Source organism: Pedobacter frigidisoli, assembly GCF_032678525.1.
Taxonomy (GTDB): domain Bacteria; phylum Bacteroidota; class Bacteroidia; order Sphingobacteriales; family Sphingobacteriaceae; genus Pedobacter; species Pedobacter frigidisoli_A.
The window spans coordinates 119346-134883 of sequence record NZ_JAVTSE010000007.1; the positions used below are offsets into that span (position 1 = coordinate 119346).

A 15538-nucleotide genomic window follows, 5' to 3' on the forward strand; every position below is an offset into this window, starting at 1 on the left:
TGCATTTTTTGTTAGGGCGTAGTGTTGGATTAATGAGTGATGGAATGGCTGAATTATTGAATTTTCAGGGCCAGTTTTTGAAAGGATTCTGGGTTAAGTTTGAGTTGAAGTATTTTTGTTCGTGTGTAACTTCTTTATCAATCCAGATGGGTAAATCAAAGTATTCATCCTCTGAAGACAGTTCTATTTCAGCCACGATCAACCCGCTGTTATCACCGAGAAAAATATCAATTTCCCATAGCTTTTCTTCGTGAACAATTTCATAACGGATTTTTTCAAGTTCCTGATCGGAAAAATGATCCAGTAATTCGAGGGCTTCCTGCAAAGGAACTTCATATTCATATTCCAACCGGGAGGCACCTATTGAAATGCCTTTAATGGTTAACCATCCTTTTGAGTCTGCCACTCTTACTCTAATCGTTTTGTCAGGATCGGTTAAAATGTAACCTTGTCTTAAATGTTTACCTTCTGGCTTGCTTAATTTTTCCCATTCTGAGGGATTTAAAAGGAATTTTCTTTCTATTTCCTTTCCCATTATCTTGATCTTTTTTGTAAATCAGTTACCGGAATACTAATCAGCCTGCCTATTGGTTGTTTGCCCTTATACGTGATTATCCTTAAAATGCTTGCGTCTTTTGGCGGGACAATTGCGGCAGTATATTTGGGATAAAAGCGATCGGGAGTAGAATTGTCGAAACTGTAATAAATATCCAGCCCGTCAATTTCCGGTGTAAGTTCGATCATCAATTGCTTGTCTGGAGACCTTTTTACACTAATCATTGGGTCGTAAATGGCAGGAGAATATTTAGTTTCAGCCAAGTCTAATCGTTTGAAATGTTCCTCTGTACGCTGCACGAAGTTTGTCCAGTTTTTCTTTTCGATTGGGCTCCATACTGATTCAGAAATGGCAAAAGCACGAGGCCAAAGCATATATTGTACCTGGCGAAAATTAAAGATCTGTTCTGTCCACAGGTTCGCCTGTCCACCTATTACATATTGTGCATTTACGCTTGCCGGAACGGGATTAAATTGATATGCTTTATTTAGTCTTAGGGAAGCATATACGCGCGGTTCGGTAACTACATCAGCCTGCATGTAATCCAGGTAGGCAAATTCTGTTGGGCTCATCACAACGTTGTGTTTGTCATTAGCTGCCTGAATTCCATATTTCATTCCTCTCCAACTCATCACTGCGGCCGTTGGAGATACACCACCATCGAGGATTTCATCCCAGCCCATAAACTTCTTGCCCTTAGCCATTACAATCTGCTCTACTCTTTTTTCGAAATAAGCCTGCACCTGAGGGATGGTTTTTAAGTTTTCACGTTGCATTAATGCTTTTACCTGATCGTTCTTTTCCCAGAAATTATGAGAAGCTTCATCTCCTCCCATGTGAATATAATCAAAGGGGAAAAGTTGAGCAATTTGCGTGATTACGGTGTCGAGAAAACTATATACTTTTTCATTTGCGGGGCAGAGTGTATTATCAACTAAGGCAATTGGAGGAGCGCCACGGCTCCAGTCCATAATTTTTTCCCCTGAACGTACCTTATAATTTACTGCATCAGGTGTGCAGGAAAGTTCAGGGTAAGATGCGATTATTGCTAAGCTGTGTCCGGGTACATCAATTTCGGGAAGGATATTTACGAAACGTTCCTGAGCATATTGTACCAGTTCTTTAATATCGTCCTGAGTATAGAATCCACCGTAGGTGCGAGGTTCATCGGCCGTTGGCGGAACGAAATCGCCGAAAGTGCCTACCTTTTTTACACTCCATGCGCCTACTTCAGTAAGCTTTGGTAAGCCTTTAATTTCGATTCTCCAGCCTTCATCATCTGCTAAGTGCAGGTGTAACAGGTTAAATTTATAACGGACCATATCATCGATGAATCTTTTCACTTCATCTTTGGTAAAAAAGTGGCGTGCCACATCGAACATCAGGCCTCTCCAGCCCAGTTTGGGATAATCCACCACATCAACGCAGGGTAACCTCCATTTCCGGTTGTCGATCAGTTCTTTGCTTTCCATTTCGGCAGGGAAAAGTTGTATTAAGGATTGTGCTCCCCAGAATATCCCTGCAGGTTTATTTGCTGTTATGACTATTTGTGTAGGGTTAACATTAAGCTTATAGCCCTCATTTCCCAATTGTGGATCGGCCTGGCTGTTAAGAATCAGTTTAATTGTGGGATGTGTAGCATTATTTACGACACTGACGAATTTTCCCGTTGATGTACCTATGCGGTCGGATAAGAAGGTGATACTCTGTTTGAGTTCGGCACTTTTGAGTGCCTGGATGATTACGTTTTCGGGTAAAGTAAAGGTGCCTGTCTTTTTCATCAAAGATACAGGCTCCGGAATTATGACAACTGGCATTTGAGACACAGTACTTTCAGCATCGCCGATTTCTGGTTCACTTACTATGTTTTGGGCGTACAAATGAGCTACTGCGATGCAGAAGCTAATCATCAGGATTAATTTTTTCATTATATCTTAAACTGCGGACAGACCGGATGAGGATTAATCTGCAATTTATTAAAAAGATTTTAAATCAGATGATTTTGCGATGTTTGGTCGAAAAATTGAATTTAAGGTGTGGAGGTAATTGCCAGAATAAATGCCTCATGCAGATTTTTACTGAAAGGCGAATTTTTATCTAACCGCTCAGGATGCCATTGTATGAAAAGCAGGAAGGACTTGTTATCCGGATGAAGCCTTTCCATCGCTTCAACCACGCCATCAGCAGCTATTGCTGATGCTACCAGGCCTTTACCTGTTTTATCTGTGCTCTGGTGGTGGTTGCTGTTTACCAGGCCCCTATCTGTATTTACGATGGTGCTTAACCAGGAGGATGGATTCACGATGATTTCATGGTGACGATCACTTTTATCAGGCATTTTTGAGTGGTCGAATTTCCCCCAGGTTGGGATATCGGGAATAAGTGTACCACCAAAAAAAACATTCCCCACCTGAATGCCCCGGCAAATACCCAGAAGGGGTATGTTATTGGCTTCTGTAAATTCCAGTACTTTGAATTCGAATTCATCACGTTTTTCATCTATGTCGTCCTCATAGCAGTAATGATAGTATTCTGGTAAGTTATAGAATCGTGGATGAACGTCTTCCCCGCCGGTAAGTACAATGCCCTGGCATCTGGTGATTTCATCAAAATTATTTAGTTTGTACCCGAGCTGGATCACCTCAACATCATCGTTGTATGCCATCACCCAGTCGCGGTAGATCGAGAATTTGCTGCAGTCTGTTACACCTATAATGATTTTATCTGACATGATTATCTTTTCCGTAAGGGATACTAAAATATAGAAAAGATTTCAATTGGGTGAAACACAAAAAAACCGCCACTGGTTGCAGTGGCGGTCATCACGAATTTCCCTGTTCGGAACTTAGTTTTCACAAAGATTTATCTGGATCAGTTTGCAGATTATTGCTTTAATGGCGTGTTAGATGTTGAGGCTTTAACCGGTGCAGCGAAACTATCAAACTGATTTACCGAAAATCCGGCTTTCTTTAATCCAGCTTCAAATGCATCCGTTTTGCCGACAATGACAACTCGTGTGTTATCATGGTTATAGTATTTTTTTGCCACTCTCAGTACATCATCAGTGGTAACAGCATTTAATTTCTGCAGATAGGTACGATAAAAATCTTTCGGTAAATTGTTAATCAGGATGCTGCTGGCAAAACCAGCTGTTCTTGCGGGATTCTCAAGGCCCAGGGCAAAACTACCATTGTATAAATTTTTAGCATTTTGTAACTCTTCAGCGGATACTTTTTCTGTTCTGATGCTATTGATTTCATGCAGGAATTCTACCACTGCACTGTCGACCTTTTCATTTCTAACAGCAGCATTGGCTGAGAATTTCGATTGAAAACGGCCTGCGCCTGTACTGGAATAGGCGCCATAGGTAAAGCCGTGTTTTTCACGTAAGTTATTAAATAGCCTGGATTCAGAACCACCTCCTAAAATCTGATTAGCAAGCAAGACCGGGAAATAATCAGGGTTGCTCATTGGCAGATCAATCAGGTTAACCACCGTAATTTCGGATTGTACAGCATTGCTGACGTTGATAATATCAACTTCTGTTTTCGCAGGATTGCTGACTTTTGCCAGTACAGGCAAAGTTAAAGTTGCTCCTTTCCAGTCACCAAAAGCTTTTTCAGCAAGTGCTTTGGCAGCCTCAGGTTTAATATCTCCAACAAAAGTAAGGTAACCGCGAGAGGGCGTAATGTATTTTGCATAGGCAGCTTTTACATCTGCAAGTGTTAAGGCAGTGATCGAAGCTTCTGTTTCGAACTCACCGTTTGGATGGTTTTTTCCATAGGCTAGTGCATTTACTACCCGGCCAGATATTGCCTTTGCACTTTTTTCGTTCGACTTGAGGCCTGTGAGCGTTTGAGATTTCAGTTTTTCAAATGACCCGGCCGGAAAGGCTGGTTGACGGATACTCTCTGCCATCAGTGCAAATGCCTGTGGAAAGTAGCGGGTTAATGCAGTTGCAAACCCTCCATTAGAACCGGCACTTACATCTGCCCCAAGCTGATCTACAGCCTCATCAAATTGGGCTTTGGTTTTTGATGTTGTTCCTTCGTTTAACATGCTACCCATCAGGCTAACCACACCGGCTTTGCCGCCTTCAGTTATAGGACCTGCATCCATGCTGTAGCTTGCAGAAACTTTCGGTAGTTTGTGATTTTCTACAACAAGAATGGTAATTCCGTTGGCTAATTTATAGATGGCCGGATCAGCGATGGTAATTACCGGTGCGGGGCCCGGTTTTGGTTTCTGGCTGCGATTTATGGTTTGTGCTGAAATGCCTTGAGCCAATAAGGAAACAGCGGCTAATATGAATAATTTTTTCATGATTTTGAATAATTGTTATGAAAAGCGATTGCTTATTTCTTTGGTAAGTAATACAAAACAACTCGTTGGTTTTTGCCCAGGTATTTTTTAGCGACGTCTCTTATTTCCTCTCGGGTAATCGACCTGATTACCTCTAATTCTTTATTGATATCGTTGGTATCCTTATCATGGAAAGTATAGCCTGCTGCCAGGTTTTCGGCTACGCCAAGCATTCTGCTGTTTGCACTTACATAATCGTTTTCGAATTTATTCTGTAATTTTTTATAATCACTTTCGCTTATTAATTCGGTTTGCAGGCGAGCTACCTCTTCATCAATATCTTTCAATAAATCATTAAGTGGTGTGTTTTTGTTTGGGAGTGCGAGGGTGATGTAAGCGCCATAATCTTCAAGGCTATAATTGAAGGCGGCAACCTGTAATGCGGTTTTCTTTTCATCGACCATTTTAGTACTTAATCTTGAACTGCCACCGCCTGATAAAATCGAACTGATCATTCCTAAAACCTTACTGTCTCTACTTTTCATTCCAGGAACACGATATGCAGCGAAAATTGCCGGAATCTGGATGTTTGCATCGTAAGCAGTGTCGATAATTTCTTTTGTGATTTCAGGTAAGGTATACGTTTTACGAACTACCGCTGCACCTTTAGGTACTTCATTAAAATATGATTTAACGAGTGATTTTGTTTTGTCTACGTCTAAGTCGCCGGCAATGGTTAGCACTGCATTGTTTGGAACATAGTATTTTTTAAAGAAAGCAATAAATTCACTTAGCTTGGCGGCATTTAAGTGTTCCATGGAACCGATCGGCTGCCAGCGGTACGGATGCCCATCAAATAAATGTGAAAAGATTTTTTCAGTGAATTTTCCGTAAGGAGAATTATCAATGCGCAGACGTTTTTCTTCTTTAACGACTTCATTCTGGGTTTTAACTCCAGTTTCATTAATTACCGGGTGTAACATTCTTTCGCTTTCGAGCCATAATCCGAGCTCCAGCTGGTTTGACGGAAAAACTTCATAATAGAACGTACGGTCTTGTGAGGTATTGGCATTATTCTGACCGCCATTACTGCTCACCAGCTTCATAAATTCACCACGTTTGATATTGTCTGAACCTTCAAACAGCAGGTGTTCGAAGAAATGTGCGAATCCTGTACGCTCTGTTTCCTCATCCTTTGAGCCTACGTGGTACATCACCGAAACGGCAACAACGGGCGCAGTTTTATCCTGGTGAAGAATGACATGCAGGCCATTGTCCAGATCAAATTCTGTGAACTGTACTTTTTGTGCAGCAGCACTGAAGCACAGGCCAGAAATAGCCAGAGCAAAGAGAAATCTTTTTTTCATGAGTATAAATTGGTTTTTAATGATTAGAAATAATCAAAAGCAGGAAGCGAGAGAGCATTTCGTATGTGTATTAATTATCCATTCATTAATATGATTGGATTGGGACTAAAATAAAGCATTTAAATAAAAAAAGCGAGTAATTATACCCGCTTTTTGAATAATTTTTATCTCCAGGCTTTATATTGATTAATTAAGCCGTTTGTAGAACTATCATGACTGGATACTTTCTCCTCGCCTGCTAATTCAGGCAGAATCTTTTTAGCCAGCTGTTTACCCAGTTCCACCCCCCACTGATCGAAGCTAAAGATATTCCAGATGATGCCCTGAACAAAGATTTTGTGTTCATACATGGCGACCAGGCTTCCTAAAGAGTATGGGGTAATCTTTTTCAATAAAATGGAGTTGGTTGGACGATTGCCTTCAAATACTTTGAAAGGTGCAATTGTTTTAATTTCATCTTCAGATTTACCATCTTTCTCCAGTTCGGCAGTTACTTCTTCTTCTGTTTTGCCGTTCATCAATGCTTCGGTTTGTGCGAAGAAGTTAGAGAGCAGTATGGGATGGTGGTCACCTAAAGGGTTTAAGCTCTGTGCAGGGGCGATGAAATCTGCAGGGATAATTCTGGTGCCCTGGTGAATGAGCTGATAGAAGGCGTGTTGGCCATTCGTTCCGGGCTCACCCCAGATGATCGGACCCGTTTCGTAATCAACCTCATTTCCGTTGCGATCTACATGCTTGCCATTACTTTCCATGTCGCCTTGCTGAAAATAGGCTGAAAAGCGGTGCAGGTATTGATCGTAAGGTAAAATTACCTGTGTTTCCGCGTTATAAAAGTTGATGTACCAAACACCTAATAATCCAAGGATTACCGGGATGTTAGTTTCGAATTCTGCTGTTTTAAAATGATTGTCGGTAGCATGGGCGCCTGCCAGTAGTTGTTTAAAATTATCAAAACCGATGCTTAATGAGATTGAAAGACCAATGGCGCTCCACAATGAGTAGCGGCCACCAACCCAATCCCAGAATTCGAACATATTTTCGGTGTCGATGCCAAAAGCAGAAACGTCTTTAGCATTTGTAGATAATGCAGCAAAATGTTTTGCAATATCCTGTTCTTTACCACCTTTTTCCAGAAACCAGGAACGTGCAGAATGTGCGTTTGTCATGGTTTCCTGAGTAGTGAAGGTTTTTGATGCTACCAAAAACAGTGTTGTTTCGGCGTTTAATTCTGATAGTGTTTCAGCAATATGGGTACCATCGATATTTGAAACAAAATGGATATTTAAATGATTTTTATAATGCTTTAAAGCTTCAGTAACCATTACCGGGCCCAGATCGGAACCACCTATGCCAATGTTAACGATATCCGTAATGGCTTTACCCGTGTAACCTTTCCATTCGCCGCTGATAATGCTGTTGCTGAACTTCTCCATTTTAGCAAGCACCGCGTTTACTTCAGGCATCACATCTTTACCATCGACTAATATTGGTGTGTTGCTCAGGTTCCTTAATGCAATGTGGAGTACTGAACGGTCTTCCGTTTCATTGATTTTATCGCCTGCGTACATTGATTCGATGGCTTCATCAAGTTTGCATTCCCGAGCCAATTGGATCAATAAAGCAAGTGTTTCATCGCTGATGCGGTTTTTGCTATAGTCTAATAAAATGTCTTCAAAAAAAACAGAAAACTTGTTATATCGATCTGCATCTTCGGCGAAAAGATCGTTAATGCTTTTTTGATTGATATCGATAAAATGGTCGGCCAGGTATTTATATGCCTCAGTTTCTGTGAAATTTATTTTAGGTAACATAATCTTTGTTTTTTTGTAAAAGTAATAAAGCAAAAATTTAAAATGGTCTTTTTAATGTTCAAAAAACATTAACAATTTATAAAACTGAAGGGAGTCGGTATCGGATCGGTTGATATGAATGCTAACTGAATCATGGCTATGGATAACAAGGTCATTCAAATTAAGGGCCTTGTTAGTTTTGAAATTAATAATCGTTATTTTAGTAATTCCTAAAATAAAACTTTCATGAAAAAAATATACTTATTCGGCTTTTGTCTTTTATCATTCAGCACATTTGCTCAAAAATCGCCTTTAAATGAACAGGTTGCTAAAAAAGCCGATCTCATTGAACAAAAAGTAATCTCCTGGCGCAGGGATTTTCATGAGCACCCCGAACTGGGTAACCAGGAAATAAGAACAGCAGGGATCATCGCAAAACACCTGGAATCTCTGGGCATTAAAGTAACTACGGGTGTAGCCAAAACTGGTGTTGTTGGGGTTTTGAAGGGTGGTAAGCCCGGGCCTGTGGTTGCGCTTAGGGCAGATATGGACGGTTTGCCGGTAAGCGAAAGGGTAAATATTCCATTTGCATCAAAAGTAAAAACACAATACAATGGCCAGGAAGTTGGGGTAATGCATGCGTGTGGCCACGACAGCCACGTAGCAATACTGATGGGAGTTGCAGAAGTTCTGGCAGCAATGCAAAAGGATATTCCGGGTACGGTTAAATTTATTTTTCAACCTGCTGAAGAAGGTGTACCTGCCGGTGAAGAAGGTGGTGCAGCTTTGATGATTAAGGAAGGTGTACTGGAGAACCCAAAGGTTGAGGCTATTTTTGGCCTTCACATCAATTCGCAAACCGAGGTTGGCAATGTTACCTACAGGCCGGGCGGCACGATGGCGGCTGTTAACGACATGAAAATTACGGTTACCGGTCGTCAGGCACATGGTGCGTACCCTTGGAGCAGTATTGATCCGGTTGTAATTTCTGCGCAGATTGTAAATAATTTACAGACTATTGTTAGCCGGAATTTAAATGTAACCGAAAACCCAGGCGTGGTAACGATAGGCTCCATCAATGGTGGTGTCCGCTCGAATATTATTCCAGAAAAAGTGGAGATGTTGGGTACTGTACGCAACTTCAGCAAAGAAGATGAAGCGATGTTTATCCAACGCATTAAAACCATTGCCATGAAAACGGCCGAGGCGGGGGGTGGAACTGCTGAGGTAAAAATTCCATATAGCAACCATTATCCGGTAACTTTTAACAATGTGGCGCTAACGGAAAAAATGCTGCCCAGTATGCAGGCCACTGCTGGTAAAGACCACGTGCTGCTAAGGCCACCGGTAACAGGTGCCGAAGATTTTTCGTTTTTCCAGGAAAAAGTACCTGGTTTGTTTGTATTTTTAGGAGGCATGCCAAAGGGTAAAGATCCATTGAAGGCAGCTTCGCATCATACGCCTGATTTCTATCTGGATGAAAGTGGTTTTGTTCTGGGGGTGAAGCTCTTATCCAATCTCGCTCTGGATTATATGGTAATGAAGAAATAACATACTATATTTGTTGAATGACCAAAGAACAAGTTCAGGATTTAAGAGACAGGGTAACGTCTCTGAGGAGGTATCTTTGACGTTGATGAGCTACTTTACGCCATTCGCGAAGAAGAAAAATTAACCATGGCGCCCGATTTCTGGGACGATCCAAAAAAAGCAGAAAAAATACTTGCCGAAATCAGTACCAAGAAGAAATGGACTGATGGCTACAATGCTGCGCACAATGCGGTAGAAGATGTTGTTGTGATGTACGATTTTTTTCAGTCGGGCGATGCTTCGGAAACAGAATTGCAGGAACAATTTGATACCAGCAAAAAGGCGGTAGAAGAACTGGAACTGAAAAACATGCTTCGAAACAAAGAAGACCAGCTTCCGGCGGTAATGCAGATTACGGCAGGGGCGGGGGGTACCGAGAGTTGTGACTGGGCCAGTATGCTGTTGCGGATGTATTTAATGTGGGCTGAGAAGAACGGTTATAAGATTACTGAGCAGGATTATGCCGAAGGTGATGTAGCCGGAATAAAATCGGTAACCATTGAAATAAAAGGCGATTTTGCTTATGGCTATTTAAAAGGAGAAAACGGTGTTCATCGTTTAGTTCGTATTTCACCATTCGATAGTAATAATCGCAGACATACTTCTTTTGCGTCGGTTTATGTTTATCCTTTAGTTGATGATACAATTGAAATAGATGTTAATCCGGCGGATATTGAATTCGAAACCTTCAGGGCTGGTGGTGCTGGCGGGCAGAACGTAAATAAGGTTGAAACTGCAGTTCGTTTATATCACAAACCTTCGGGCATCATTATCAAAAATCAGGAGTCGAGATCACAACTTCAGAATAAGGAAAACGCCATCCGTTTGCTAAAATCGCAGTTATATGAGATTGAGATGCGTCAGCGTATGGAAGCATCGGCCGCGATAGAAGGAAGCAAGAAGAAAATTGAATGGGGCTCCCAAATCAGGAGCTATGTTTTAGATGACAGAAGGGTTAAAGACCATCGTACCAATCATCAGACTTCAAATCCGGATGCCGTTTTAAACGGAGATATCAATGAGTTTCTGAAGGCCTATTTAATGGAGTTTTAATTGTTTAAAAATGAAAAAATCAGCTCTGCTTTTAATCCTGTTTTGTATGGGGGTAACAATTTCAAATGCGCAGGAAATTATTCCGCTTTACACCGGGGAAATACCTGGCTCAAAGCCTACACCGGCTGAATATGTGGAGAAAACTGAGGTAAGAACCAACGGTACTTTGAGTATTACCAAAGTTTCTGCACCTACCTTAACTGTTTATGAGGCCCCTAAAGACATTGCAACCGGTACGGCAGTAATTATTTGTCCGGGTGGGGGATATGGCGCCCTGGCATTCAGTCACGAAGGTATTGATGTGGCTAAGAGGTTTAATGCCATTGGTGTTACGGCCTTTGTATTTAAGTACCGTTTGCCGAGCGATCAGATTATGGTTGATAAAGCTTACGGACCTTTGCAGGACGCTGAGCAGGCTATCTATCTGGTTAGGAAGTATGCTAAAAAATACGGAATTAAAAAAAATAGAGTTGGTATCCTCGGTTTTTCTGCAGGTGGTCATTTTGCATCAACGTTAATTGCACATTATAGTAATTTAAAGATTAGTAACCCTGAGAAAATTAGTCTTAGGCCTGATTTTGGGGCACTTATTTATCCTGTAATCAGTTTTGAAGAGTCGGTACATACGGGCACTATGAAGAACCTTTTGGGCTCAGCACCTGCCGATAGTTTGAAACATTATTTCTCGGCTAATAAAAACATAAATAAAAGGACACCTCCTGCCTTTTTTGTACATGCTAAAGATGATGCAACTGTTCCATACGCCAATAGCATTTTAATGAGTGATGCCTTGAAAGCTGAGGGTATCGATACGGAGGTTTATCTTTATGAAAAAGGAGGTCACGGTTTCGGTTTAATCAATAAAACTTCCGATGTTGATTGGTTTAACTTATTAGCAGCCTGGTTAAAGAAGGAAAAATTTTAGTTATTTCACTTGTTTTACCGATTGGTCAATCACATCGAGTAAGCCATCTGTATAAGGGTCGTCGTTAAGTTCCCAGAACATGATGCCATTTAGGTTATGATCGACAACATATCTGGTTTTCAATGCGATTGATTTTGCGTCGTCGAATGTGACCAGCTGTTTAGTTGCAGAATTGTAATAATAGGGGGCTTTGGCCTGATCATCCCAATAATACGTGAAGCCATTTTCGGGGGTTAATGTTTTTTTGTAATCTCGTGACGATACACCATGAAGAAACTTAGAAGGCTGATACAGCCCCTGGTTGGCATCAATAGTATTTTCGAAAATTCGTGCGTAAAAGGCAGCGCCGAGTGCTATTTTATTTGCTGGAACGCCATATTTAATCATTTGGCTGATGGCATAATCTGCAGATAGCTCTTGTTTATCAGTTGAAAACAGGGGAGTATGGTGTCCGCTGGTTGTCGCATACCCACCAACTAAATCATAGCTCATTAGGTTTACACGATTAACAAGCGGCATTACTTTTTTCCATTCGAAGCATGAGTCGAGACAGTTTTTGGTCCCGCCTGCAGCAAAGCTGATTTCTGCTTTTTTGCCCAATGTTCTGCGCAGTTCTTTAATTAGCCTTGTAAAATGCTGCTTGTCGCTTTCAGCATATTTATGTCCGGGATAACCTAATACTGCCGGGTACTCCCAGTCAATGTCAATACCATCGGCATGAAAATAATCGAGCAATGATTTGGTTGTTCTGGCAAATGTTTTACGTCCATCTGCCCTGCTAAAAACTTCAGAGCAGTTGGGGCAGGCACTCCAGCCACCCATAGCGAGCATTACTTTCAATTCAGGATTACGTTTCTTGAGGGCGACCATGTTTGCAATCAATGCAGAATCTTTGGCGTTATGGATGAACATACTATCGCCTTTGAGATGGCCAAAGCTATAAATCAGGTGGGTTATTTTTTCTATCGGATAATTTTCTATCACTGTTCCGTTTCCAGTATAATATGCAATGACATTTGGCTTGCTTTTCGTTTGCGCCTGGATGTTATCCTGGAATACAAGCATGGTGAGTGCAATCAGCATCATGCTGCAAACGTTTTTGTTAAATTTCATGAAACGGCTTGTTATGGGTTATTCGGAAAGGATAGTTTGTAATTCATTTAGTTCGGCAACTTTATCGGTTGCTCCTGCACTTTCATAAGCGGAGATGAGGTTCCTGATTACCCTTCGTATGATGTCGGTATTGCTACAAGGTCGGTAATACTCTTGCTGAGACTCTAAATTGAGCTGGCGCAGGAACTGATCAACATCATGCTTTCCAAATATATTTCCTTTGTTAAAGGCGTTAATGTAAAAAAGGACACCATATTCTGTAGCATCTTGTTTGCTTTCATCGATAAAACCTAGAATGAAATGCTGGGGCAAGTTTATGCCATAGATGGGTAAATCTAATTTTTGAGCAAGCGTGGAATAGATAATGGCAAGCGATATCTGATTTCCTTTTTTGCTTTCCAGCACCTGACTCAGGTAAGAATTTTGAGGGTCGTGATGATTTTTTGTATTTCCACCAAAGCCATATTGCTGGTAAAGAATATGGTTGATGAGTTTAACTTTTTCTATGGAACTCATTTCATATTGCAATCCCAGCCAGATATCTCTTTTGATTTCTTCAATCTGATTGATCACCTTTTGTTCGTCCAGATCAGGGTATTGATAACGGTTGATAATTAAAGCGCCCTGGAGCAGGTCGAACGCACCGCTCAGGTACCATAGGTTTAAGTCTTCTTTGACTGTATTGAACTGGATCTGATGAACGATATTTTCAATACGTTCCTGCAATAATCCGTCGAATGATTGTTCCCAGGCGTTTTCAAGATAATGGATTACCTCACCACCATATTCCATTAATTTTTTTTCTACATGCTGGTAAACTTCCTCATCAGGATCATCCAACAATTTTACTAAAGCACTAATCTCCGAGATATTTTCCATAAAAGATACATACGTTTGCGGTGTTTGTTTACTTTTGCAATATTATGCTACTTCAATTTATTACAGATTATCTTAAACACCGTTTGACAGCTAAAACCCGCCACGGGACGCATTCGCCATTTGTCTATAAGTTAGCTGATGAGGTAATTTACGATTTTAGCGATAAATCTGAATATAAAAAGATTGAGGAACAGCGAAAAAAACTTTTTAATGACGAATCTAGTATTACGGTAACCGATTTAGGTGCTGGTTCGCATTTAAATAAGAACAGGACTAAAAAAGTAAGTGAAATTGCCAAGAATGCGTTGAAAAGTCCACGATTAGCCAAGTTAATATACCGATTAGCTAAAAATACTAATCCTAAAACTGTAATTGAATTGGGGACCTGCCTTGGAATTACCACTTCATATCTGGCCAAGGCATGTCCTGGTGCCGAAGTAATCAGTATTGAGGGTTGTCCACAAACGGCCGGTGTTGCAAAAAACAATTTCGATGATATGGGTATTGAGAATATCGAATTGCATGTGGGTAATTTCGACTTGATTTTACCCGATGTGATTGCAAAACAGCCATCACTTGATTTTGTTTATATCGATGGAAACCATCGTAAAGACGCGACTTTGAATTACTTCAAATGGTGTTTGCCCAAAGTAACAGAAAATTCACTACTCATATTTGATGATATTTACTGGAGTGAAGGTATGAAAGAAGCCTGGGCTGAAATTAAGGCTCATCCGCAGGTTACCGTCACGATAGATTTATTCTGGATTGGTTTGGTTTATTTCAAAAAAGGTCAGGTAAAAGAACATTTCAAACTTAAATTTAAGCAATGAGAGACAAGGCCCAGTTAAGAGGTATACAGAAGCGCTCAGCGCTATATATATTGTTGGTTAGCTTTTTTGCCGGGTTATTGGGTTGTGGGGTATCGTTTGCTTTACAGATGAGTACGCTAACGCATATTATGCTGGGCTGGGATTTTTTTTGCATTGTACTGATATCCCTTCATTGGTATATGTTTTTCAATACTTCATCTTCTGAAACGCATTTAAAGGCCAGGATGCAGGATGAAAGCAGGGAAGAAATTTTTGCAATTGTACTGGTATCTACTTTTGCCGGATTACTGGCAGTAGTATTGCTTCTGATTAATAAAGACATTAAAGCGCTTGATCTTATAACAGCAATTTCAGGTATGTTTTTATCCTGGTTTCTGGTGCATACTACTTTTAGTATGCGATACGCTCACCTTTACTATGGTGATAGCGATGATGACAAAGGTAAAGGTCTGGATTTCCCCGGAGAGGATGAACCTGATTTCATTGACTTCGCCTATTTTTCATTTGTTCTGGGCATGACTTTCCAGGTGTCGGATGTAGAAATCTCTTCACGGCAGTTACGCCGGCTTTCCTTACTACATAGCTTAATTGCATTTGTTTTCAATACTGTAATAGTGGCCCTAACCATCAATGCACTTGCAGGTTTAAGTAAATAAATTTTATTCATATCTTTTATTATCAGTGATTTAATTGATATAACTGTTTTTTCAGTCGAATAACTTATTTTTTAGTTGTATAACTGAAAAATAAGTTATAGATTTGGATATGGAAGAATTAACCAAAACGGAAGAGCGCATTATGCAGGTGTTATGGAAGCTGCAGAAGGCTTTTGTGAAAGACATCATTGATGAACTTGACGACGAGCCGAAACCGCCTTACAATACCATATCATCTATTGTACGTTTGCTGGAAAAAAAGGGTTATGTAAATTATAAAGCATATGGTAAAACGTATGAATATTTTCCGGCAATAACTAAGGAGGAATACGCCAAAACAACTTTTTCAAAGCTATTTTCCGGATACTTTGACAACTCTCCTGCAAGTCTTTTATCTTTTATGGTAAAAGAAGAAAAGTTAAGTGAAAAGGATATAGAAGAAATCAGAAAACTCATCGAAAAAAACTCCTGATT

General features: G+C 40.5%; 14 protein-coding genes. 6 read left to right on the top strand and 8 right to left on the bottom strand.

Annotated features, from left to right (window positions below):
• Positions 1-64: 64 nt before the first annotated feature.
• The 6 genes from R2Q80_RS18380 to pgi all read right to left on the bottom strand — a co-directional run bounded on the left by R2Q80_RS18380 (position 65) and on the right by pgi (position 8036).
• Positions 65-535, bottom strand: coding sequence for a CYTH domain-containing protein (locus tag R2Q80_RS18380; protein ID WP_316801006.1), 471 nt, complete (start codon positions 533-535; stop codon positions 65-67).
• Positions 535-2484, bottom strand: coding sequence for a beta-N-acetylhexosaminidase (locus R2Q80_RS18385; RefSeq protein ID WP_316801007.1), 1950 nt, complete (start codon positions 2482-2484; stop codon positions 535-537). The genes R2Q80_RS18380 and R2Q80_RS18385 overlap by 1 nt, the downstream gene beginning before the upstream one ends.
• Positions 2485-2585: 101 nt before the next feature.
• Positions 2586-3287, bottom strand: a complete 702-nt coding sequence (locus R2Q80_RS18390) for a gamma-glutamyl-gamma-aminobutyrate hydrolase family protein (RefSeq protein ID WP_316801008.1) — start codon at positions 3285-3287, stop codon at positions 2586-2588.
• A gap of 152 nt (positions 3288-3439) precedes the next feature.
• Positions 3440-4879: a pitrilysin family protein gene (locus R2Q80_RS18395; protein WP_316801009.1), complete on the bottom strand. Its 1440-nt coding sequence runs from the start codon at positions 4877-4879 to the stop codon at positions 3440-3442.
• A 32-nt stretch (positions 4880-4911) separates the two neighbouring features.
• The gene (locus tag R2Q80_RS18400; protein ID WP_316801010.1) at positions 4912-6225 is read right to left on the bottom strand and encodes a pitrilysin family protein; all 1314 of its coding nucleotides are present in this window, start codon (positions 6223-6225) and stop codon (positions 4912-4914) included.
• A gap of 164 nt (positions 6226-6389) precedes the next feature.
• Complete coding sequence (pgi, locus tag R2Q80_RS18405) at positions 6390-8036, bottom strand: glucose-6-phosphate isomerase (protein WP_316801011.1); 1647 nt, start codon at positions 8034-8036, stop codon at positions 6390-6392.
• Between the two features lie 225 nt (positions 8037-8261).
• Between pgi and R2Q80_RS18410 the strand changes: the two genes are divergently transcribed.
• The 3 genes from R2Q80_RS18410 to R2Q80_RS18420 all read left to right on the top strand — a co-directional run bounded on the left by R2Q80_RS18410 (position 8262) and on the right by R2Q80_RS18420 (position 11583).
• Entirely contained in the window at positions 8262-9566 is a 1305-nt protein-coding gene (locus R2Q80_RS18410) for an amidohydrolase (RefSeq protein ID WP_316801012.1), read from the top strand.
• A gap of 17 nt (positions 9567-9583) precedes the next feature.
• A protein-coding gene (prfB, locus tag R2Q80_RS18415) for a peptide chain release factor 2 (protein WP_316801013.1) occupies positions 9584-10658 on the top strand; the annotation gives its coding sequence in 2 pieces (ribosomal slippage) (positions 9584-9643 and positions 9645-10658; 1074 coding nt in all).
• 10 nt (positions 10659-10668) lie between these two features.
• On the top strand, positions 10669-11583 hold the full coding sequence (locus R2Q80_RS18420; protein ID WP_316801014.1) for an alpha/beta hydrolase: 915 nt from the start codon (positions 10669-10671) through the stop codon (positions 11581-11583).
• Here R2Q80_RS18420 and R2Q80_RS18425 read toward each other — a convergent pair whose 3' ends face one another.
• Together R2Q80_RS18425 and R2Q80_RS18430 are read right to left on the bottom strand one after the other, a co-directional pair.
• Positions 11584-12696, bottom strand: coding sequence for a glycoside hydrolase family 18 protein (locus R2Q80_RS18425; RefSeq protein ID WP_316801015.1), 1113 nt, complete (start codon positions 12694-12696; stop codon positions 11584-11586).
• Between the two features lie 18 nt (positions 12697-12714).
• The gene (locus R2Q80_RS18430; RefSeq protein WP_316801016.1) at positions 12715-13575 is read right to left on the bottom strand and encodes a transglutaminase-like domain-containing protein; all 861 of its coding nucleotides are present in this window, start codon (positions 13573-13575) and stop codon (positions 12715-12717) included.
• Between the two features lie 44 nt (positions 13576-13619).
• Between R2Q80_RS18430 and R2Q80_RS18435 the strand changes: the two genes are divergently transcribed.
• From R2Q80_RS18435 to R2Q80_RS18445, 3 genes are all read left to right on the top strand, one after another.
• Entirely contained in the window at positions 13620-14408 is a 789-nt protein-coding gene (locus R2Q80_RS18435; RefSeq protein WP_316801017.1) for a class I SAM-dependent methyltransferase, read from the top strand.
• On the top strand, positions 14405-15064 hold the full coding sequence (locus R2Q80_RS18440; RefSeq protein WP_316801018.1) for a DUF1345 domain-containing protein: 660 nt from the start codon (positions 14405-14407) through the stop codon (positions 15062-15064). The genes R2Q80_RS18435 and R2Q80_RS18440 overlap by 4 nt, the downstream gene beginning before the upstream one ends.
• 109 nt (positions 15065-15173) lie before the next feature.
• Positions 15174-15536, top strand: coding sequence for a BlaI/MecI/CopY family transcriptional regulator (locus R2Q80_RS18445; RefSeq protein ID WP_316801019.1), 363 nt, complete (start codon positions 15174-15176; stop codon positions 15534-15536).
• Positions 15537-15538 lie beyond the last annotated feature (2 nt).

Bases quoted from the DNA above. Each gene is read 5' to 3' on its own strand.
- R2Q80_RS18385 (WP_316801007.1), bottom strand. From the start codon at position 2,484: ATGAAAAAATTAATCCTGATGATTAGCTTCTGCATCGCAGTAGCTCAT.
- R2Q80_RS18400 (WP_316801010.1), bottom strand. From the start codon at position 6,225: ATGAAAAAAAGATTTCTCTTTGCTCTGGCTATTTCTGGCCTGTGCTTC.
- R2Q80_RS18440 (WP_316801018.1), top strand. From the start codon at position 14,405: ATGAGAGACAAGGCCCAGTTAAGAGGTATACAGAAGCGCTCAGCGCTA.
- R2Q80_RS18390 (WP_316801008.1), bottom strand. From the start codon at position 3,287: ATGTCAGATAAAATCATTATAGGTGTAACAGACTGCAGCAAATTCTCG.
- R2Q80_RS18410 (WP_316801012.1), top strand. From the start codon at position 8,262: ATGAAAAAAATATACTTATTCGGCTTTTGTCTTTTATCATTCAGCACA.
- pgi (WP_316801011.1), bottom strand. From the start codon at position 8,036: ATGTTACCTAAAATAAATTTCACAGAAACTGAGGCATATAAATACCTG.
- R2Q80_RS18430 (WP_316801016.1), bottom strand. From the start codon at position 13,575: ATGGAAAATATCTCGGAGATTAGTGCTTTAGTAAAATTGTTGGATGAT.
- R2Q80_RS18435 (WP_316801017.1), top strand. From the start codon at position 13,620: ATGCTACTTCAATTTATTACAGATTATCTTAAACACCGTTTGACAGCT.
- R2Q80_RS18445 (WP_316801019.1), top strand. From the start codon at position 15,174: ATGGAAGAATTAACCAAAACGGAAGAGCGCATTATGCAGGTGTTATGG.
- R2Q80_RS18380 (WP_316801006.1), bottom strand. From the start codon at position 535: ATGGGAAAGGAAATAGAAAGAAAATTCCTTTTAAATCCCTCAGAATGG.
- R2Q80_RS18395 (WP_316801009.1), bottom strand. From the start codon at position 4,879: ATGAAAAAATTATTCATATTAGCCGCTGTTTCCTTATTGGCTCAAGGC.
- R2Q80_RS18425 (WP_316801015.1), bottom strand. From the start codon at position 12,696: ATGAAATTTAACAAAAACGTTTGCAGCATGATGCTGATTGCACTCACC.
- R2Q80_RS18420 (WP_316801014.1), top strand. From the start codon at position 10,669: ATGAAAAAATCAGCTCTGCTTTTAATCCTGTTTTGTATGGGGGTAACA.